Origin of the sequence: Mesorhizobium sp. M0998 (genome assembly GCF_040318885.1) — a bacterium.
Taxonomy (GTDB): Bacteria; Pseudomonadota; Alphaproteobacteria; order Rhizobiales; family Rhizobiaceae; genus Mesorhizobium.
The window spans coordinates 1-19,815 of sequence record NZ_JAMYND010000069.1 but is presented as its reverse complement, the minus strand read 5'-3'; the positions used below and the strand labels follow the sequence as shown (position 1 = coordinate 19,815).

Sequence of the window (19,815 nt, the reverse complement as noted above, 5' to 3'; positions counted from 1 at the left end):
CCACGGCATCAACACCTCCGGCCAAAAGCCAAAAGTGTTACCCATGTGTCCGGTACAAAACGTCACCTATGTCTCAGGCCGCGCAATTTTTTTGATGCTGCCTGCCGAACTCAGCCATAAATGCTTGTGAAGTCGCGGAGCTCAATTGCAGCCCGGCGTTAGCATTGGCCCGCTACGTCGTTGTGACCAGGCAACCGAGCGGTGTTGCGGAAGGTTGTCAGTTCGCAGTGTGGGTCAAGCGTCAGTCGGATCGTAAGTGTATTTGGTGATCGACCCGTCGCGAACCTATCCACGACCTCATCGATCACATGGAACGGAGCAAGAAACCACTTCGCACTGGATGGCGGCTGGGTTCTGTTGCGAGCAGTTGCTGATCAAGACGCGGTGACTTGTTCTGCGGCGGCAAGGGCCACCAAAATCAGCGAGCGATGCACTAACTGCTGGAGCGCGCCCCGCCTTCGAGGTATAAATGGCGCTATATTCCGGGAGGCAGAGCCATGAATGCAGTGCCTCAATGGCGGCTCGCAGGCGACTGGTTCGACATCTGCAGCTGCGACATCCCTTGCCCTTGCGAATTCGCCCAGCGGCCGACCGGCAATCACTGCCAGGGCGTGCTCGCCTGGCATGTGCGCGAGGGTCGGTATGGCGACGTGAAGCTCGACGGCCTGTCGCTGGTGGCGCTCGGCGAGTTTGAAGGCAATCTATGGGCCGGCGAGGCAAAAGCCGTGATGGGCATGTACCTCGACGAGAAGGCGAACGAGCGGCAACGTGAAGCCCTTCAGGCGATCTTCGGCGGGCAGGCTGGCGGCTGGCCGGCTGGCTTTGCCGCCAACATCGGCGAGATGCGTGGCATGGAGTTCGTGCCGATCACTTTCGAGGTGGCGGGCGACCTCGCCACCTGGCGGGTCGAGATTCCTGGCCTCGTCGTCGGGCATGCGGAAGCACTTTCAGGTCCCACAACACCACCCGGCAAGCGGGTGCAGACGATCAACCCGCCGGGCTCGGAGGTCGGCCCGGGCCAGGTTGCCACCTGGGGGCGTTCGGTCGAGGTGAGCACCAAAGGCTTCGGGCTCGACTGGACGGGCACGGCCCGCTCCAGCAAACACATTCCGTTCGACTGGACCGGCCCGAACTAGGACGTGCCGATGCCTGACGCGTCCCCCGGGAAATCGTGGCGGCTCCGGAATTTGCGTGGCATGCCGCTCGGCCTTCTCGCATCGCTCGTGGTGCTGACAGCGGCGGCATGGGCGCTGACCCTCAGCATGGATATGCCAATGGGCATTGCGGTGCGCGGCGGGATGGAGGGTATGGAAGGCATGGCCGGCGTGGCGACGGCCGGAATTGCCGCCGACGGCTGGTCACTCGCCGGCGCCGCCGCCTTTCTTGCTGCATGGACGGTGATGATGGCTGCTATGATGCTGCCGGCGGCCGCGCCCATGATCTTTATGTTCGCAGCGGCGCAGGCCAGGCGCGAACAGCACGTCGCCATCCCGGCGTGGATATTCGTCGCGGGCTACATGCTCGTCTGGGCGGCGGCGGGCCTTCTTGTGTATGTCCTGGTCCAGCTCGGAAGCGAGTTTGCGACGAGCCTCGATCCGCCTCAGCGTTCGAAATGGGCGCCGCTCGCACTCGGTATAACGCTTGGCGTTGCCGGCCTCTACCAATTCACGACCCTCAAGCACATTTGCCTCAGCCATTGCTGTTCGCCGCTCGCTTTCATTGCGCAGCATTGGCGCGACGGGCGGGTTGGCGCAGTCGAGATGGGGCTGCGGCACGGACTCTATTGCCTTGGCTGCTGCTGGGCTCTGTTTGCCGTGTTGGTCGCGGTGGGCATCATGAGCGTCGCCTGGATGCTGCTGTTGACGCTGGTCGTCTTCGTCGAGAAGCTGCTGCAGCGCGGCCGCCGCTTCGAAGTTGCTGTGGGCATTGCGCTGATGGCCCTCGGGGTCGCTGTATCGTTCGGCGCGATCGAGATGCCCTGATGAGCGGCTAACCCTCAGCCGGGTGGTGAAATTCCAAACACATCGGTCTCATTTTCAGTCCTTAGGGGTAAGGGTGGGTCGTTCTGTTTGACGAACGATGCCAGCAGCTGACAGTCGGAGCGGTGCTGGCTCAAGATGGCACGCTATGCAGCCTTCCGCCGCAATTGGCTCACGCTCAGCCACACCGCCGAAACCAGGAAGTAGAGGGCGCCTACTGCGGCATAGCCGGCCACGTTGGAGATCGATGGCGGCATCGGCATCCGCGCCTGCGCGATGAAAAACGTGCCTGCCAGTGCTGATTGCCCTCCGCTCAGGACCATCGCCCACTGCGCACCAGAGCTCTTCCAACGGCGGACAGCGGTACCGAGTTGAAGCAGGCCGGACAGGATCGCCCATAGGCCGAACACGCCCAGCACCCAGTTCATGCTCATCTTCTGCGCAACAACGACCGCGAACGTTGTCGCCACACTGACCACGACGTTGATGGCCTGGGTGCGATTCTGTCCCAATCCTCCGCTGCGCGATGCATCGACAAAATTGGCCAGGGCATCCCATGCAGGATAAGCCACGAGCAAAACCGCCGCGACCACCCCGGAATGCTGTCCCACCGTAAAGGCAGCCGCCACCCAGACAGCCGAGAACGCCGTCCGAGCGAAGTAATAAAGCTTGAGCCATTGTTCCTGGGCTGGCGCGGGAAAGATTGTCACTGTGAGCCGTCATTGGATAACCCTTTCGACTAGTAGGTAGGGACTCTCGACGAACGTCGCGGAGTGATTGCTATTATGGTTAGTTGAGATCTAGGCTCGTATCCGGGGGGAAGTGCGGAACCGCTCCAGGAGCGGGCCAGTCACGACGGCGAATATCTTCGGATCGCCATAGGCCCGGGCTGAAAGCATCGCGCCGTGAACGGTCGCCATGAACGCTTCAGCCTCGGCACGAGGGGTACTCATCAGTCGAAATTGGCCGTGCCGCGCACCGCGCTCCATCACCGATGTCAGCCAAGCCGACAGCGAGCGGAAATGCGCCCGGACCTCAAGGCTAACTTCCTCGGGCAGCACGGGGAGCTCGCTTGCCAACAGCGCGCAGATACAAAACGGGGCGCTGGCGTTCGCGATGCAGGCTTCCCAATACCCGGCATAGATCCGCAACTGTTCGAGCGGATCGGATTCGTGAAGTTCGACATTTGCAATCCCCGCTTCAGTTTCTTCGCGATACTGCGCAACCAGCGTCCGAACCAGATCGACCTTGCTTGGGAAATGGTGATGGATGCTCGCCTTACGGATCCCGACCACATCAGCAACGTCGGCATAACTGAAACCGTTGTAGCCGCCAGCCACGATCAGCGAACGCGCACAAGCCAGGATGTCGTCAGAGGTGGTAGACAAGTTGCTCATGCTTTTACCTACCTTCTGGTAGGATGGCAGTCAAGCCTCCTTGCAACGCGAGTAGCGTGAAATTGCGTGGCTATGGCGTAGACGTCATTCGATCTTCATTGTTTTCGGCCCTCCAATTCAGAAAACTCCGGGTGTTTGTCGATCGAGGTAGCCATTCCCACTTCGAGGACGAGGCAACACCCTCCGGCCGACCGGACCACCGCTAATCGCCGTGCGGCACTAGGCGTTTGCACCGACTGCGCTATCTCCCCATCGTTAGCTTGTTCTATCGCTGGTTGAAGACTGGGAGGTTTCCATGGATCGGCGACTATTTTTGACAGGAATGTTTGGCATTGCCGGGGCCGCGGCCCTTGCAAGCACGGTTCGGCCAATCAATGCGGTGGCCGGCGTTCCAACTGCCAGAAGGAGCATTCTCGATGAACTCGAGGCGCCGGATGTCGAGACCTTCGACGACGACGAAACTCAAGCAGAGTTGCAACCAGTCTATCATCGCCGGTGGCACATGCCGCGCCGGCGCCGCCGGCGCGCCTGGAGAAGGGTCTGTCGCGTTTACTGGCGAAACGGCTATCGGCGCAGGCGGTGCTTCCGCAGGCGCGTCTGGGTCTGGTTTCGATTCTAGCAACTGGCCGGCTTGAACCCTGGCCATCGCGGCCGGGGTTTTCGCCCCAGGCGGCCGTTAGCGCCCTTACGGAGCTTTCCTAAGAGCGCGGAGGAGGCTGACGGTGTTTGCAGGTTTCAGAGCCACCAGCCTACGACTGGACGATACGACGATTTTCGCAAGGGTCGGAGGCACCGGTCCGCCGCTGCTGCTTCTTCACGGTTTTCCAGAAACGCATCTGATGTGGAGGGATATCGCCGCAGCCTTGGCGCCCCGCTTCACGGTCGTCGCCGCCGACCTTCGAGGCTATGGCCAAAGCGGATGTCCGGTTTCCTCGGCCGATCATAGCCCATACGCCAAGCGCGCCATGGCCGGCGACATGGTTCAGGCCATGAAGCAAGTGGGGTTTGAGCGGTTCATGGTTGCCGGGCATGATCGTGGCGGGCGGGTTGCCTATCGCCTGGCGCTGGACCATCCCGACAACGTGCTCAAAATCGCCGTCCTCGACATCATCCCCACCGCCGCAACATGGGATCGGGCGGATGCCAGACTGGCGCTTGGCTTCTGGCCCTGGAGCCTTCTTGCCCAGCCGGAGCCCCTGCCGGAGCGTCTGATCGGCGCGGCTCCCGATGCTGTCGTCGACGATGCAATAACGCAGTGGGGATCGTCAGCGAAAATGGTCTCCAAAGAGGTCAGGGACGCCTATGTTGATGCGCTTCGCGATCCCGCGCATATTCATGCCATCTGCGAAGAGTATCGCGCCGCTGCGACGATCGATCGTGAACATGACGCGTTGGACCGCGCAAACGGTCGTCGCATCGACTGTCCGCTACTGGCGCTATGGAGTGGCGAAGGCGCCCTGGAGAACTGGTATGCGCAAGAAGGCGGGCCGCTGGCCATCTGGAGGAAATGGGCCGACAAAGTGGCAGGACGCGCTGTCCAAGGCGGGCACTTTTTCCCGGAAGAGCACCCCGACAAGACGGCAGCGGCTCTCTCGGAATTCTTTGAAGACAAACAGGTCGGTCAGCACAGGGTATTGTAGAGGTCACATGCTTCAGTTACGCGGAACCTCGGGAGCGCTTCACGGCCTGAGATCGAGAACCTCCGGAAATGCGCCCGTCCGGCATCAATGTGCTTGATAAGGGAATGAAGGCGATCTCCACGGCCGCGCCTCTGATATGCAGCCTCATGTTTGTCGGAAGTTGCGCATCGCCTTTGCCGGCATCCTTTGATGCTGCGAAATACGACAAGATGAGTTGCGTCGAGCTCAACGTGGCGATGGGCGCTGTCGCCGACGAAATGTCGGCGACAGCCATCGCTCGTGGCAAAGTCGTCCACACCAACATTCCGGGCTGGCTGTTGGGAGGGCAGCGTGTCGCCTCGACCGTGGCTGCCCGCCAGAGTGCGAAGATCGAGCGCTTGCGGCAGCAGGAGGCTGCGATTGCGGCGGCGAGACGAAGCCGGTGCTGATTGCGTCACTGAAGTGGGTCTTCAGCCCGCCACCCCGGATTGATGCGCAGCGATCGCGCCGAGGAATATCTCGCCGAAATCCTTGAGCTTGGCGGCGCCGACGCCGTTGACCGCGGCGAAGGCGTCCAGATCACGCGGGCAGCGTTCGGCCATATCGATCAGCGTACGATCCGAAAAGATCACGAAGGCCGGCACCTGGCGTTCCCGGGCAAGACGCAGCCGCACAGCCTTGAGCGCGGCCAGCAGCGCCGAATCCAGACCTTCCGTGCCTGCTGCGGTATCCTCAGGACGTATCTTGCCTCGCGATGACTGGCGCGCGTCCACGCGATACCGGAACAAGGCCTCGCCCCGGGCCAGCGCACGGCCCTTCTCGGCAATGGCGAGGCCGCCATGGCCGGCTGAGTCCAATGTCAGGAACCCTCCCGCGACGAGTTGGCGGAGCAGCGACAGCAAGAAACTTTTTTTATGCGCCACACCGGTGCCGAAGCCGGCAAGCCTGTGGTGGTTCCTGGCCAGGACCTTCTCGGTCTCATGGCCGAGCAGGACATCGACGACATGGGCAACGCCGAAGCGCTCGCCGGTCTGTGCGATCGCCGCCAGGATGAGCCGTGCCTCCGCCTCACCATCCGCATGCGGCGCCTGGTCGAGGCAGTTGTCGCAATTGCCGCAAGGCGAAGCACTTTCGCCGAAATAGCCAAGCAGGATCTGACGGCGGCACTGCGTCGTCTCGCAATAACCGATCAGCGTTTCGAGCCGGCCATGCGCGCGCCTTTTGTGCTCAGCCGGTGCATCCTCGTCTTCGATGAAAAGCCGGCGCATGCGGATATCGCCGAGACCGAACAGCATATGTGCCTCGGCCGCCCGCCCGTCGCGGCCCGCGCGCCCGATTTCCTGATAATAGGCCTCCAAGCTGCCCGGCAGGTCGGTGTGGAAGACATAGGCGACGTCCGGCTTGTCGATCCCCATGCCGAAGGCGATGGTCGCCACCATCACCACGCCGGACAAGGTCATGAAAGCGTTTTGATTCGCTTCACGCGCGTCCTTGCTCATGCCGGCGTGATAGGCGAGCGCGCGTACGCCGTTCCGCTCGAGGAACGCCGCCATCTCTTCGGTCTTTTTGCGTGACAGGCAATAGACGATCCCGCTGCGGCCCGCATGGCGCTGCACGAAGTTTAGTAATTGGCGCTTGCTGTCCTGCTTGGGCTCAATGCCTAGCTTGATGTTCGGCCGGTCGAAGCCGAGCACCACGGTATCGACGCGCCCGTCGAACAGTTGCGCGGCAATGTCGGTGCGCGTCGTCTCGTCCGCCGTCGCCGTCAACGCAATGATCGGCACTTTCGGGAAGATATCACGTAGTCTCGACAATTCTTCGTATTCGCGCCGGAACGCTGGTCCCCATTGGGAGATGCAATGTGCCTCGTCGATGGCGATCAGCCGGACATCGAGCTTGGTCAACGCCTCGAGCATTCGCACGGTCATGAGCCGCTCCGGTGCAAGATAGAGCAGGCGCGTCTGGCCTGCCGCGACACGGCGCCATGCAGCGACATTGGCATCGCGGTCGAGCGAGGAATTGATCGTATCGGCCGCCACGCCGGCAAGGCGCAATGCGGCGACTTGATCCTGCATCAGGGCCACCAGCGGCGAAACGACAATGGTGAGCCCGCCCAGGACCAGCGCCGGGACCTGGTAGCAGAGCGATTTGCCGGCGCCGGTCGGCATGACAGCCAGCACATGATGCCCGGCCAGCAGCGCCTCCATCACGGCCGCCTGGCCGAGACGAAAATCATCGAAGCCGAATACATCTTTCAGGACGCGCCGCTTGGAATCCTCTGCCGGGATGCTCGCTGCTACCTGCATTACGGCGTTTCTGCAATCGGCGCGGCCGGACTGCGCTGGAATCGAGTTTTTCGGGGATTCGAGAGGGTGTGGAGAGCGATCAACCCACTCTCCCCACGGCACTTTGCATTAGCAGATGGCATCTTTCGTGGGCGTCCTCAGCTTCTGTTCAAGTGAAGGAGGGAACAACCCTTTCGCGGAACATTGAAGCGAAAGTTTCTGAGCGGATGGTGTCTCGAATTCGCTCTTGGGTGGCTACGCCCATGTCTTTCAGCCGCTCCTCGACGAGCTTTACAATGTCCGTTACTGCGTCCTTCAGCCCATCCTCGTTCTTGCAGAGCTCCAGCAGCGCGTCGGATACACTCGCCAGCTTTCCCTTCTTCATTGTAAAAACATTCTTGGCTTCTGTAAGTCTAAGCCCTATCCCCGCTAATATATAGTACCTGAATGTCTTGTAACCATTCTCAATGCGTTGATTTCGCCACAAGAATTCTAACCGATAGTAAAGGTACGCTACAGCGTGATAGATTCGGACATCCTGTTCATCCAAGAAGATCACATTTTCGTACTCGGAGAGAATGCCACGGTAGTCTCGAGCCGCTCGCTGAGGTTGGAACAGCAAGCACGCAGCAACGGCCTTCATCAAAACCGAGGGCTGCATCACGCGAGTGCGCTCAACGTCCTGATTTCGGTACTGATTATCGCGCCGCTCGAAATAAATAATCTCCTCCGCTTCAAGGCTTCGGCAGTACTCTTCAAAACTCTTCATAAATGGGCGAAGCGCCCAAAACTGTTCATCCCGCACCGGATTTGCCTGTTGGTGCCGACGATGATGGAAGAAACGAATTCGTCGTCTTTAGAGCCGATCAGGCGGAAGGGGACTTGGATCGCTTTCGTCAAATTCCGATCGCCCTTCCCCTCGCTGCCACCATCACCGTAGACTAGGTCGAATATGACGTTACTGGTTTGACACCCGTTGACGATCTGGAAATCTTCCAGACGAAAGCGATCTCCAGTTCGGTCTATGTTCTTCGAAACAACAGTTATTCCATTGTTACGGAATACGAACTCCGCGCCACCGCCTGCACGGACGCTGTCCTTGATGGAGATATTAATCTTGGACTTTGAATCGTAGTCGCGGATGTTGTCAAAAAACACCGACCTGTTAATGCCGACAACCTCTTCATCGGCGTCCTTGGAGACATAAAGGGCCAACAGGTTCGCTGCATCAATGTAGCCAATGTAGGCCTCCTCCACATGCTCGTTGGTGGGCATAACAACGTTTCGTGGAAAATCAATTTCGACCTCCACAGCGGTGGTCGCGGCTCGGTACCACTGCTGGAGGTCGCGCGCTCCGACTATCTCGATAGCAATGGTGTTTGAATCAAAGATATTTAGCTCCTCAAGTTCAACACGAAAACCTGCTCGAAGCTTCTCGATCCTTGTCGGTTGCTCATAGTTGCCTGTCGCTACGTAGTAGCAGCTAAGCTTTGGATTTCGTTTGCCGACACCTTTTTCGTATATGGCATCCATCGCACCTATGAGATCGTCAATCGCGTCGCTCTCACCTTTTAGACTCCCATCAAAGAATCCTGACACCGCGTCAAAAAACTTTGAGATGTCGCCATAGTCGTAGCCAGTGCTTGTTTTAGCTTGAAAGAAGATGAACTCAATCGAGGGGTTGTTTATGGTGGCCAACTTGTCTTCAGCTTCTTGACGGCTATTTACAGACTCACCCTGAATGACCACAGCGATTCCGTCGACGCCGAACTCGTCTCCTTCCAGATGGACGTTGTAAGCGTCAACGCTCTCGCCAGGATTGAAAATATACTGTAGATTTCGAACTGTTTCTCTTGCGTGTAGGCTGTAATTGAGTTCGCCTTCGCGAAGTCACGGAGTTGGGCACGGATCACTGGATTCATGGTGCTTCGCTTATGTAAGTTAGGGTGCTTTGGGTGATCATAGCCGCGCGGCCCCTCGACCGCTAGGCGGGCATCATATTTTCTAACGACGTTCGCTGAAGGACAGTCGCAGCGACTTCGATACGCAGCCCTTCCCGACAATAAGAACTCGGCTCCTGCAGTTCGCGGCTGGGGCGGGCAGACCCCGGCATTCATCCTATGGCAAAACGTTCGAGTGCATGTCCACATGCTCCCGGTACAGCTTGCGGTTAATCCTATCTTCACCATCATTCGGCAGGTTCAGGTTCTGCGGTGATGTTTTGAGTACCGCGGCGCCACAAGCGCCCAGGCAACACGCCCGCGTCTCTCCGGAGGCGCGGGTTTTTTTCTGAGAACCGGCTGCCTGATCTTCGGGCCCGCAGCTCAGTCGAGGAAATCGGCGCGGTGCGGCGTGAAGCTGTCGACCAGTCGTCCCGCCTGCAGCGCCTTGACGCCATGGACAAGGTTGGAAGGAACGATGAAGCTGCTGCCGGTTTCCAGGATCTCGGTCCTGCCGTCGATGGTGACTTCGAAGCGGCCTTCGGCGACGTAGCTCGCCTGGACATGCGGGTGCGAGTGCAGCGCGCCGACGCCGCCCTTGTCGAAACCGAACTCGACCATCATCAGTTCGTCGGTGTGCAGGAGCACGCGCCGGCGGTTGCCGTCGGGCGTCGGCGTCCACGCAGCCTCGCCGGCATGCGAGAAGATTTTGGTTCCGGTCATCGTCAGACTCTCATCGTCGCTGTTCATCGTGCCAGCCAGCCGCCGTCCACCGGCACCAACGCGCCATGCATGTAGTTGGACGCTGGCGCCAGCAGGAAGACGGCTGCGTCGCCGATGTCTTCCGGCGCGCCCCAGCGGCCGGCCGGAATGCGCGCCAGGATCGAAGCGCTGCGGTCGGGATCGGTGCGCAGCGCCTCGGTGTTGTTGGTCTCGATATAGCCCGGCGCAATGCCGTTGACGTTGATGTCCTTTGCCGCCCATTCACATGCAAGCAGGCGGGTGATGCCGAGCACGCCGTGTTTGGAGGCGGTGTAGGAGGCGACGCGAATGCCGCCCTGAAAGCTCAGCACCGAAGCGATGTTGACGATCTTGCCGCGCCGTCCCGGCTCGGCAAGCACGCGCCTGGCAAAACTCTGGCTGAGGAAGAACACCGTCTTCAGATTGACGCCCATGACGTCGTCCCAGTCGGCTTCGGTGAGGTCGACCGCGTCGGCACGCCGGATGATGCCGGCATTGTTGACCAGGCCATCGAGCGGCCCCGTATCCGCCCAGACGCGGTCAAGCATCGCCTGGGCGGCGGCATCGTCGCCAAGGTCGCAGAGGACCGCCTCGAAGCGGCCGCCGACAGCCGCAATCTTCTCCGCCGTCTCGTCCATCGCCGACCGGCCGACGCCGACGACCGCGCCGCCTGCGCGCGCGATCGACACGGCGATGCCTTGGCCGATGCCGGTATTGGCGCCGGTGACGAGGATGCGCTTGCCGGCAAGGCTGAAGGCCGAGAGATCGCTCACTTGAGCTCCTCCATCGCCACCAGGTCGACATCGGTATAGTCGACATTATCGCCGGCCATCGCCCAGATGAAGGCGTAGTTGGAGGTGCCGGCGCCCGAATGGATCGACCATCCCGGCGACAGCACCGCCTCCTCGTTGCGCATGACGAGATGGCGCGTTTCGTCCGGCTCGCCCATGAAATGAAACACCCGCGCCGCCTCCGGCAGATCGAAATAAAGATAGGCTTCCATGCGCCGGTCATGCACATGGCATGGCATGGTGTTCCAGACCGAACCGGAGGCAAGCTGCGTCATGCCGACGACAAGCTGACAGGTCTTTACCCCATCGGCATGGATGAACTGGAAGATCGAGCGCTCGTTGGAGGTTGCCTGGCTGCCGAGATCGAGCCGCTTGGCATCGCCGATGCGGATCAGCCGGTTGGGATGGCTCTGATGCGCCGGCGCGCTGAGCAGGTAGAACTTAACCGGCTCAGCCAGATTGGTCGCAGCGAACGACACCTCATCGGTGCCCATGCCGAGATAGAGCATGTCGCGCGCCTGCAGCTCGTAGGATTGGCCGCCGGCTTTGACGACGCCCGCGCTGCCGATGTTGACGATGATCATCTCACGGCGGTCGAGAAAATTCTTGGTCCCGGTCGGCTTGATCGCCTGCAGCGGCAGCGGTGTACCGGCGGGCATGGCGCCGCCGACTATCATGCGGTCGTAATGGGTGTAGGTCAGGCCGATGCGGCCGGGCTGGAACAAGTCCTCGATGAGGAAATTGTGTCGCAGCTCGTCCGTTCCCATGGCTGCGGCAGAAACAGGGTCGATGGCGAAGCGGGAGGTGAAATCCGTGTGATCGTCAGATTGAATCATTGCTGCCTCAATTGCTCATTCGGTTGCCGCGGCCTTGACCGAGTCGGCATAAAAAACCTGGCGCGCGTGCAGGCGCTCGCGATAGCGCTGCTGGCTGGCACCGAGATGCGCGCGCATCGCCTCCCGCGCCGCTTCGGCATCGCCTGACGAGATAGCATTGAGGATTACCAGATGCTCACGCTGCAGGCCGCGCTGATAGGCGTCCGATTGGGCGATCTCGGTCGACCAGGGCGAGGTCACGTCGCAAGGAATGGCGCGGCGGCCGAGCACGTCGAGCATCTCGACATAGAACGGATTGTTGGTGGCGCTGGCGATTGCACGGTGGAAGGCAAGGTCGGCCGGTCCAGTCGGCTCGCTGTTGAGGAGCAGCCGTTCGAACTCGAAGAAGGCTTCCTGGATTGCCGCTTCCTGCGCGGCGTTGCGCCGGATGGCGGCGAGCCCGGCGGATTCGATCTCGATCGCCAACCTGACTTCGAGCACGTTGAGGGCAATCGAATCCTTGCTGCCCATCTCCGCTGCCAGGGCACCGAACGCTGTCGAGATATGTTCGGTGACGAAAACGCCGGCGCCTTGGCGCGGCTCGACCAGGCCGTCCGCGGCAAGCTTGGCCAGCGCCTCGCGTATCACGGTGCGGCTGACCCCGAAGGTTTCCGTCAGCTGGCCCTCGGTCGGCAGCTTTTGCCCAGGCTGGATCTCGCCCGCCTGCAGCTGCTTGCGGATCGCCGCGACGACGGTTTCCGAAAGCTTCGGTCTTCGTTCGACGCGGAGCCCGACGGCAGTGTCCGATGCCATGTCGCACCCCCTATTTGAAGACGCTCGGCAGCCATAGCGAAATGGCCGGAATGTAAGTGACGAGCGCCAGCACCACGAGGCCTGCGCCATAGAACGGCCAGATCGAGCGCATCGATTCCCAGACGGATATCTTGCCCACTGCGCATGCCACGAACTGAACTGCGCCCACCGGCGGCGTGTTCAGCCCAATGCCGAAATTGAGGATCATGATGACGCCGAAATGCACCGGATCGACGCCGTAGGCCTGCGCCACGGGCAGGAAGATAGGCGTGCAAATGATGATCGTTGGCCCCATGTCCATGAACGTGCCGAGGAACAGCATCAGGAGGTTGAGCAGGAGAAGCACGACCAGCGGATCGTCCGAGATCGCGTTCATGGAGGCGATGAGCGCTGCCGGCACTTTCAGGAAGGCCATCAGCCACGAGAACGCCGCCGCCATGCCGATGATGAGCAGCACCATGGCCGTGGTGCGCACGGCGCCATGGGTGGCATGAACGAACCCTTCCCAGGTCATCTGCCGGTAAACGAAGACGGTCACGAGCAGCGCATAGATGACGGCGATACAGGAACTCTCGGTGGCGGTGAAGACGCCCGATCGCACGCCGCCGAAGATGATCGCGATCAACAGCAGGCCGGGCACGGCGACGGCGAAAAGATGCGCGACTGCGGTGAAGCCCGGAAACGCCTCGGTCGGATAGCCGCGGGAGCGCGCGACGATATAGGCGGTGACCATCAGCGACAGGGCCAGCAGCAGGCCCGGGATGATACCGGCCGTGAACAGATCGGCGATGGAGATCTTTCCGCCTGCCGAGATCGAGTAGATGATCATGTTGTGCGACGGCGGCAGCAGCAGCGCGATCAGTGCCGCCATCGACGTGACGTTGACGGCGTAGTCCGCTCCATAGCCACGCGCCTTCATTTGCGGGATCATCAGGCCGCCTACCGCCGCTGCCTCCGCCACCGCGGAGCCGGAAATGCCGCCGAACAGTGTAGCGGTTGCAATGTTGACCTGCCCGAGGCCGCCGCGCAAATGGCCGACGAGCGAGCCAGCGAAGGCAACGATCTTGCTGGCGATGCCGCCGCGCACCATCAAGTCGCCGGCGTAGATGAAAAACGGAATGGCCAGCAGCGAAAAGACGCTCATGCCGGAATTCAGGCGCTGGAACACGATCAGCGGCGGCAGGCCCATATAGAGGACGGTGGCCAGGCTTGCGACGCCCAGGCAGAAAGCGATCGGCGTGCCGATAAGCATCAGCAGGGTGAAGACGCCGAACAGAATCCACAGTTCCATGGCGTCAGACCTTCACGTTGGCGGTGTCGAGTTCGGCCGCGACTTCGGCCGGCGGCAGTTCATCGAGGGCATCGTCGATCGGCGCGCCGGAGAGGCGAAGCACGATGCGCTCCAGCGTGAAGAGCACGATGAGCGCGCCTCCCGCGACAAGCGGGACATAGTCCCAGCCCCCCGATATGCCGAGTGACGGCAAGACGGAGCCCCAGGTCAATGCGACCAGCTGGCTGCCATACCAGATCATGCCGATGCCGAAGGCGAGCGCGACAAGATCCGAAATCATCCGCAGCCAGCGCTTGCCGCCTTTCGGCAGCACGTAGAGCAGTACGTCGAAGCCAAGATGGTAGTTCTCGCGCACACCGACGGCAGCGCCGAGGAAAATGAACCAGCTCATCAGCATCACCGAGCCCGGCTCGGTCCAGCTCGGCGAGCGGTTCAGAACATAGCGGCCGAACACCTGCCAGGCGACGAAGGCGGTCATCAGCACCAGCCCGATGCCGGCGATCGACAGCGCCGCCGTGCTGACGCGCGACATCACTTGCGCGACGCCGGACAGGAGCGGTGTTGGTCTTGGGCTGGAAGTCACCGGTTTTCTCCCCAGGAGGATGGCGGCACGGAATGTCCGCGCCGCCGCTTGATCACTGCACGGCCTTGATGGCTTCGACCATGGCCTTCAGCTTGTCATCCTTGACGTGCTTCTCGTAGACCGGCCCCATCGCGTCGATGAAGGGCTGCTTGTCCGGCGTCGTGATCTGCGAACCGGCCGCCTCGACCTTGGCGCGCGATTCCTTGACCTTGGCGGTCCACAGCTCGCGCTGCTTGGCGACGCTTTCCTTGGCGGCCGCCTTGAAGATCGCCTGGTCTTCCGGCGTCAGCTTGTCCCAGCTCGACTTCGCCATGACGAAGGCTTCCGGCACCATCGTGTGCTCGTCGAGCGAATAGTACTTGGCGACTTCCGCATGCTTGGCGGTGTCGTAGCTCGGAAAATTGTTCTCCGCGCCGTCGATGACTCCGGTCTCGATCGCCGAATACACCTCGCCATACGGCATCGGCGTCGCGTTGGCGCCGAGTGCCGCCACCATGTCGACGAAGATGTCGGACTGGATGACGCGGAACTTCATGCCGGCCATATCGGCTACAGTGTTGATCGGCTTCTTCGAATTATAGAAGGAGCGCGAGCCGCCGTCGTAAAAGGCGAGCAGCACCAGCCCGACCTGGTCGAACGCCGCCGCGATCTGGTCGCCGATCGCCCCGTCCATGACCTTGTGCATATGCTCTTCCGAACGGAAGATGTAGGGCAGCGAGGGCACGGTGGTCTCCGGGATGAGCCCGTTGAACGGCGCCATCGAGACGCGGTTGAGATCGATCACGCCGGTGCGCACCTGCTCGATCGTGTCCTTTTCCTCGCCAAGTTGCGCGGAAGGATAGATCTCGACCACATAGCGGCCGGCCGTGCGCTCCTTCACCAGCTCGCCGAAATATTTGACCGCCTCGACCGTCGGATAGCCGTCCGGGTGGGTGTCGGACGAGCGCAGAACCGTCTGAGCGCTTGCCGTTCCGGCCAGCAGTGCGGCGGCAACTAGCGTAGTCCCCGCCAGTCTCGAAAAATGCAGCATTGGTTTCCTCCCGTTTGAACGATGGCGGCAAGCGCCGTTAGAGCCGGTACGCCTTTTTCGCGAGCGTATAGGCAAGTTCCTGCGCCAGCTCGTGCGCCTCGTCCTCGCCGAGCCGATGCTCGGCGACGAGACGCGCCAGAAAAGCGCAATCGACCCGGCGCGCCACATCATGGCGGGCCGGTATGGATGGAAAGGCGCGGGTATCGTCGTTGAAACCGACGGTGTTGTAGAAACCGGCGGTTTCGGTGGTCATCTCACGGAACCTGCGCATGCCTTCGGGGCTGTCGTGGAACCACCAGGCCGGCCCGAGCTTCAATGCCGGGTAGACGCCGGCGAGCGGCGCCAGCTCGCGCGCATAGCTGGTCTCGTCGAGGGTGAAGAGGATGATGGTGAGGTCGCGCTCCAGCCCGACGCAGTCGAGCAGCGGCTTCAGCGCCGTCACATAGTCGGTTCGCGTCGGAATATCGAAGCCTTTGTCCCTGCCGAACTTCCGAAAGATAGCCGGCGAATGATTGCGCCAGGAGCCGGGATGGATCTGCAGGACCAGCCCGTCGTCGCGGCTCATCTTGGCCATCTCGGTCAGCATCTGGGCGCGGAACAGCTTTCGCTCGCGCTCGTCGTCCGAGCCCCGGCGGATGCGGTTGAACAGCTCCTGCGCGGCGGCATCCGAGAGATTGGCGGTTTCGGCCGTCGAATGGCCGTGATCGGAGGAAGTCGCGCCAAAGCTCTTGAAGAAGGCGCGCCGCTGGCGATGCGCATCGAGATAGCCGGCCCAATTGCTGGTGTCGCAGCCGGTGATCTCGCCAAGCCGGTCGAGATTGGCCGAGAACCCTTCGAAGTCGGGATCGACGATCGCATCCGGCCGATAGGCGGTGACGACGCGGCCGTCCCAGCCGCTGTCGCGGATCATCTGGTGCCATCTGAGATCGTCGAGCGCGCCTTCGGTCGTTGCGATGACTTCAATATTGAAGCGCTCGAACAGCGCTCGCGGGCGAAAATTCTCCCACTGCAGCAAGGTCGAGATCATATCGTAATGGCGGTCGGCGGTTGCGGCCGTCAGCGGCTCGTCGATGCCGAACAGATGGGCAAGCACATGGTCGAACCACAGCCGGGTCGGCGTGCCGCGGAACAGGTAATAATGCTCGGCGAAGCACCGCCAGATCGTTCTGCCGTCGGTTTCAACCGGCGAGCCGTCAAGCGTCGGCACACCAAGCTCCTCAAGCCGAACGCCCTGGCTGAACAGCATGCGGAAAATGTAGTGGTCCGGCACGATCAGCAACTGCGCCGGATCGGGAAACGCCTCGTTGAGCGCATACCAGCGCGGATCGGTGTGGCCGTGCGGGCTGACGATCGGAAGGTCTTTGACCGCGGCATAGAGATCGCGGGCCAACGAACGCGGGCGCGCCTCGGCGGCAAACAGCAAGTCCGGATCCGTCAATGTGGCCACGCAAATCCTCCCAATCCGGACATCGGTAGGGTTGAAAAGAAATAATGTCAACATACAAAAACTGGGTTGTTGTATGATGACTTTTCGACGGCCATTGCCCATTGTGCGTGACGGCATCGGGTGTTACGCCGCCTGCCAGCAGTGACCCAACAATCTCGATCAGACACGTGGCGCAATGACCAATAGACGCCTTTCCAACAGCACGCTGAAGGCACTGCCGGCTTCGGTCGCGGCCCCGCGCTACGACCGCGGCGGCGTCGCACCTGGCATCGTCCATCTCGGCGTCGGTGCCTTCCATCGCGCCCACCAGGCGGCCTATGTCGACGACTGCCTGGCGGCGGGCGAGGCGGACTGGGGCATTGTCGGCGTGTCCTTGCGCAGTCCAGACACGCGCGACGCACTGGCGCCGCAGGATGGCCTCTACGCGCTGGCGATCAGGAGCAGCATCGGCGAAGAGCTACGCGTCATCGGTTCGATCCTGTCGCTGCTGGTGGCGCCGGAAGATCCGGCTGCGGTGCTCGCCGCACTGACAGATCAGCGCACCCGCATCGTCACGCTCACGATCACCGAAAAGGCTTATCTGAGAGCAGCCGGCGGCGGTCTGGACAGCACCCATCCGGACATCGCCCATGATTTGGCTAACCCGCAAATGCCACGGACGGCGCATGGTTTCCTGACCGAGGCGCTGTCGCGCCGCCGTGCCGCCGGCATCCAGCCTTTCACCGTGCTCTGCTGCGACAACCTTCCGGCCAATGGCGCCACGCTGCACCGCCTGCTGGTCGAATTCGCCGCACTGCGCGATTCCAGGCTCGCCACTTCAGGCGATGCCAGGCTCGCCGCACACATTGCCGACGGCGTCGCCTTTCCGTCGAGCATGGTCGACCGTATCGTGCCGGCGACTACCGACGCCGAGCGGGCGCGTATCGCCGTCGAGCTCGGCGTCGAGGATGCCTGGCCGGTGATGACCGAGCCGTTCTGCCAATGGGTGGTCGAAAACGATTTCCCGGCTGGCAGACCGGCCTGGGAAAAGTTCGGCGTCACCATGGTCGGCGACGTCGGGCCCTTCGAGGACATGAAGCTGCGGCTGCTCAACGGTTCGCATTCGGCAATCGCCTATCTCGGCCTGCTCAGCGGCTACGACACGGTCGACCGCGCCTTTGCCAATCCGGCGATCCGGCAATTCGTCGACGGACTATGGGCCGAGGCCATCCCGACGCTGCCGCAGGACGCCGGGCTCGATACGGCCGGCTACACGGCCCAGCTCGCCGAACGCTATTCGAACACCGCGCTCGCCCATCGCACGGCGCAGATCGCCAATGACGGCAGCCAGAAGCTGCCGCAGCGCATCGTCGCCTCGGCCCTCGATCGACTGGGCGCCGGTGACCCGCCCGCGCATCTCATGCTGGTGGTGGCGGCCTGGATCGCCGCTTGCGAGGCGCGCGGCAAAACCTTGCCGGAAGCCCATTTTGCCGACCCGATCGACGCTCGGCTTACGGCGCTCGGCAGCCGGCCGGCTGATGAAACGGTGACAGCGATATTCGATCTCGCCGGCTTCGCCAAGGACCATGCCCACCGCATGACACTGATCGATCTGACGGCAGCCCATCTCGAGCGCCTGCGGCGGGGCGGCACTGCCGCAGCTTTGGCGGCGCTTGGCATAGGGAGTGAGAAGCCATGAGACAGACCTGGCGCTGGTTCGGGCCGGACGATCCGGTGACGCTTGCCCATGTCCGTCAGGCCGGCGCCGTCGGCATCGTCAGCGCGCTGCACCACCTCAACGACGGCCGCGCCTGGCCGGCAGACGAGATCGCCAGGCGCAAGGCCGAGATCGAGGCAGCAGGGCTGACCTGGGACGTGGTCGAGAGCATCGTCGTGCACGAGGACATCAAGACCCGCAGCGGCGACTGGCGCAGCCTGATCGACAATTACAAGGCCTCGATCCGCGCCGTCGCCGCCGCCGGTATCAACACCGTCTGCTATAATTTCATGGCGATCACCGACTGGACGCGGACGGACCTCGATTACCCGATGCCGCATGGCGGCACGGCGCTGCGCTTCGATGTCGTCGAGCTCTGCGCCTATGACGTCTTCATCCTTGAGCGAGAAGGGGCGGAGGCCGATCACCCACCGGCCCGTATCGAGGCCGCGCGTGTGCGACTGCAAGGGATGAGCGACAGCGACAAGGCAAGGCTGGAGCGCAACCTGATCGGCTGGGTCCCGGCGCGCGAATTCATCTTCGATCGGGCAAGCTTCCGCCGCGCCCTCGACCTCTACAAGGACGTCTCCACCGAAGGCCTGCGCGAAAACCTGTTTGCCTTCCTGCGCGAGATCGTGCCGGTGGCCGAAGAGGCCGGCGTCAGGATGGCGATCCACCCCGACGATCCGCCCTTTTCGCTGTTCGGCCTGCCGCGCATCGTTTCCAACGCCAATGATGCCCGCGCGCTGCTCGACGCGGTCGCTTCGCCGGCCAACGGGCTGACGCTGTGCACCGGCTCGTACGGCGCGGGCGCGCAGAACGATCTGCCGGCAATGGCCAAGGCCTTCGCCGAAAACATCCATTTCGCCCATCTGCGCAACGTCACCAAGGAGCCAGACGGCTCCTTCCACGAAGCCGAGCACCTCGACGGCGACACCGACATGGTGGCGGTCGTGTCGGCGCTGATTGGCGAAGAGCGGCGGCGCAAGGCGGCAGGCAGGGCGGACTGGCAGGTGCCGATGCGTCCCGACCATGGCCACGCCATCGTCGACGACATCGGCAAGAAGGTGAACCCCGGCTATTCCTGCATCGGCCGCCTGAAGGGCCTCGCCGAACTGCGCGGCGTGATGCGCGCAGTAGAGGCACTGGCGGTGTGACCAGCCCCCTTCTCCCCTTGTGGGAGAAGGTGGCCGAGCGGAGCTCGGTCGGATGAGGGGTGCTCCAGGGATCGCCGCCGTCTCGTTTCTTCCAACACCCCTCAACCGTCTCGGCGCTGTGCGCCGATCCACCTTCTCCCACAAAGGAGATCTTTGCACAGAAGCCGATCAGTGATTCTGTTGTGAGGTTGGAGCAGGGAGATTCGCGATGGTGGATCGTGTTCTGGGTCA

Annotated in this window: 17 protein-coding genes and 1 pseudogene; 6 read left to right on the top strand and 12 right to left on the bottom strand. The window is 62.0% G+C overall.

Annotation, left to right across the window (positions count from 1 at the left end; all coding sequences use genetic code 11):
- Window positions 1–497 precede the first annotated feature (497 nt).
- A complete protein-coding gene (locus tag NKH59_RS31885; RefSeq protein WP_353024214.1) occupies window positions 498–1,136 on the top strand; it encodes a DUF1326 domain-containing protein in 639 nt (212 codons plus the stop codon).
- Between the two features lie 60 nt (window positions 1,137–1,196).
- Complete coding sequence (locus tag NKH59_RS31880; RefSeq protein WP_353024212.1) at window positions 1,197–1,982, top strand: DUF2182 domain-containing protein; 786 nt, start codon at window positions 1,197–1,199, stop codon at window positions 1,980–1,982.
- A 143-nt stretch (window positions 1,983–2,125) separates the two neighbouring features.
- Here the strand turns inward: NKH59_RS31880 and NKH59_RS31875 are convergent, their stop codons facing one another.
- Together NKH59_RS31875 and NKH59_RS31870 are read right to left on the bottom strand one after the other, a co-directional pair.
- Window positions 2,126–2,689 (bottom strand): DUF308 domain-containing protein, encoded by a 564-nt coding sequence (locus NKH59_RS31875; protein ID WP_353024211.1) that lies wholly within the window; start codon window positions 2,687–2,689, stop codon window positions 2,126–2,128.
- Window positions 2,690–2,779: 90 nt separating this feature from the next.
- Window positions 2,780–3,376: a TetR/AcrR family transcriptional regulator gene (locus tag NKH59_RS31870; RefSeq protein ID WP_353024209.1), complete on the bottom strand. Its 597-nt coding sequence runs from the start codon at window positions 3,374–3,376 to the stop codon at window positions 2,780–2,782.
- A gap of 722 nt (window positions 3,377–4,098) precedes the next feature.
- On the opposite strand from NKH59_RS31870, the gene NKH59_RS31865 reads away from it, so the two are divergent.
- Together NKH59_RS31865 and NKH59_RS31860 are read left to right on the top strand one after the other, a co-directional pair.
- Entirely contained in the window at window positions 4,099–5,016 is a 918-nt protein-coding gene (locus NKH59_RS31865) for an alpha/beta fold hydrolase (protein ID WP_352471264.1), read from the top strand.
- Window positions 5,017–5,225: 209 nt separating this feature from the next.
- A complete protein-coding gene (locus NKH59_RS31860; protein ID WP_245274746.1) occupies window positions 5,226–5,444 on the top strand; it encodes a hypothetical protein in 219 nt (72 codons plus the stop codon).
- Window positions 5,445–5,465: 21 nt separating this feature from the next.
- Here NKH59_RS31860 and recQ read toward each other — a convergent pair whose 3' ends face one another.
- The 10 genes and pseudogenes from recQ to uxaC all read right to left on the bottom strand — a co-directional run bounded on the left by recQ (window position 5,466) and on the right by uxaC (window position 16,731).
- Window positions 5,466–7,301, bottom strand: coding sequence for a DNA helicase RecQ (recQ, locus tag NKH59_RS31855; protein ID WP_353024207.1), 1,836 nt, complete (start codon window positions 7,299–7,301; stop codon window positions 5,466–5,468).
- A 148-nt stretch (window positions 7,302–7,449) separates the two neighbouring features.
- A pseudogene (locus NKH59_RS31850) lies at window positions 7,450–8,555 on the bottom strand (AIPR family protein).
- A gap of 1,049 nt (window positions 8,556–9,604) precedes the next feature.
- Window positions 9,605–9,943, bottom strand: a complete 339-nt coding sequence (locus NKH59_RS31845; RefSeq protein WP_352450889.1) for a cupin domain-containing protein — start codon at window positions 9,941–9,943, stop codon at window positions 9,605–9,607.
- Between the two features lie 23 nt (window positions 9,944–9,966).
- Window positions 9,967–10,734: a 2-dehydro-3-deoxy-D-gluconate 5-dehydrogenase KduD gene (kduD, locus tag NKH59_RS31840; protein ID WP_352450890.1), complete on the bottom strand. Its 768-nt coding sequence runs from the start codon at window positions 10,732–10,734 to the stop codon at window positions 9,967–9,969.
- Entirely contained in the window at window positions 10,731–11,588 is an 858-nt protein-coding gene (gene kduI / locus NKH59_RS31835; RefSeq protein ID WP_352749337.1) for a 5-dehydro-4-deoxy-D-glucuronate isomerase, read from the bottom strand. The genes kduD and kduI overlap by 4 nt, the downstream gene beginning before the upstream one ends.
- 15 nt (window positions 11,589–11,603) lie before the next feature.
- Window positions 11,604–12,380, bottom strand: coding sequence for a FadR/GntR family transcriptional regulator (locus NKH59_RS31830; protein ID WP_352613286.1), 777 nt, complete (start codon window positions 12,378–12,380; stop codon window positions 11,604–11,606).
- Window positions 12,381–12,390: 10 nt separating this feature from the next.
- The gene (locus NKH59_RS31825; protein WP_023678089.1) at window positions 12,391–13,671 is read right to left on the bottom strand and encodes a TRAP transporter large permease; all 1,281 of its coding nucleotides are present in this window, start codon (window positions 13,669–13,671) and stop codon (window positions 12,391–12,393) included.
- Between the two features lie 4 nt (window positions 13,672–13,675).
- Window positions 13,676–14,203: a TRAP transporter small permease gene (locus NKH59_RS31820; RefSeq protein ID WP_023719697.1), complete on the bottom strand. Its 528-nt coding sequence runs from the start codon at window positions 14,201–14,203 to the stop codon at window positions 13,676–13,678.
- A gap of 103 nt (window positions 14,204–14,306) precedes the next feature.
- Window positions 14,307–15,284, bottom strand: coding sequence for a TRAP transporter substrate-binding protein (locus NKH59_RS31815; RefSeq protein ID WP_352749340.1), 978 nt, complete (start codon window positions 15,282–15,284; stop codon window positions 14,307–14,309).
- 37 nt (window positions 15,285–15,321) lie between these two features.
- On the bottom strand, window positions 15,322–16,731 hold the full coding sequence (gene uxaC, locus NKH59_RS31810; protein ID WP_353024204.1) for a glucuronate isomerase: 1,410 nt from the start codon (window positions 16,729–16,731) through the stop codon (window positions 15,322–15,324).
- 175 nt (window positions 16,732–16,906) lie between these two features.
- On the opposite strand from uxaC, the gene NKH59_RS31805 reads away from it, so the two are divergent.
- The gene (locus NKH59_RS31805; RefSeq protein WP_353024203.1) at window positions 16,907–18,409 is read left to right on the top strand and encodes a mannitol dehydrogenase family protein; all 1,503 of its coding nucleotides are present in this window, start codon (window positions 16,907–16,909) and stop codon (window positions 18,407–18,409) included.
- Window positions 18,406–19,584, top strand: a complete 1,179-nt coding sequence (uxuA, locus tag NKH59_RS31800; RefSeq protein WP_352742899.1) for a mannonate dehydratase — start codon at window positions 18,406–18,408, stop codon at window positions 19,582–19,584. The genes NKH59_RS31805 and uxuA overlap by 4 nt, the downstream gene beginning before the upstream one ends.
- The last annotated feature ends 231 nt before the right edge of the window (window positions 19,585–19,815 follow it).

Coding starts and splice junctions, on each gene's coding strand:
- recQ (WP_353024207.1), bottom strand. CDS start 7,301: ATGCAGGTAGCAGCGAGCATCCCGGCAGAGGATTCCAAGCGGCGCGTC.
- NKH59_RS31825 (WP_023678089.1), bottom strand. CDS start 13,671: ATGGAACTGTGGATTCTGTTCGGCGTCTTCACCCTGCTGATGCTTATC.
- NKH59_RS31870 (WP_353024209.1), bottom strand. CDS start 3,376: ATGAGCAACTTGTCTACCACCTCTGACGACATCCTGGCTTGTGCGCGT.
- NKH59_RS31885 (WP_353024214.1), top strand. CDS start 498: ATGAATGCAGTGCCTCAATGGCGGCTCGCAGGCGACTGGTTCGACATC.
- uxuA (WP_352742899.1), top strand. CDS start 18,406: ATGAGACAGACCTGGCGCTGGTTCGGGCCGGACGATCCGGTGACGCTT.
- NKH59_RS31880 (WP_353024212.1), top strand. CDS start 1,197: ATGCCGCTCGGCCTTCTCGCATCGCTCGTGGTGCTGACAGCGGCGGCA.
- NKH59_RS31830 (WP_352613286.1), bottom strand. CDS start 12,380: ATGGCATCGGACACTGCCGTCGGGCTCCGCGTCGAACGAAGACCGAAG.
- NKH59_RS31845 (WP_352450889.1), bottom strand. CDS start 9,943: ATGACCGGAACCAAAATCTTCTCGCATGCCGGCGAGGCTGCGTGGACG.
- kduI (WP_352749337.1), bottom strand. CDS start 11,588: ATGATTCAATCTGACGATCACACGGATTTCACCTCCCGCTTCGCCATC.
- NKH59_RS31815 (WP_352749340.1), bottom strand. CDS start 15,284: ATGCTGCATTTTTCGAGACTGGCGGGGACTACGCTAGTTGCCGCCGCA.
- NKH59_RS31820 (WP_023719697.1), bottom strand. CDS start 14,203: ATGTCGCGCGTCAGCACGGCGGCGCTGTCGATCGCCGGCATCGGGCTG.
- NKH59_RS31805 (WP_353024203.1), top strand. CDS start 16,907: ATGACCAATAGACGCCTTTCCAACAGCACGCTGAAGGCACTGCCGGCT.
- NKH59_RS31860 (WP_245274746.1), top strand. CDS start 5,226: ATGAGTTGCGTCGAGCTCAACGTGGCGATGGGCGCTGTCGCCGACGAA.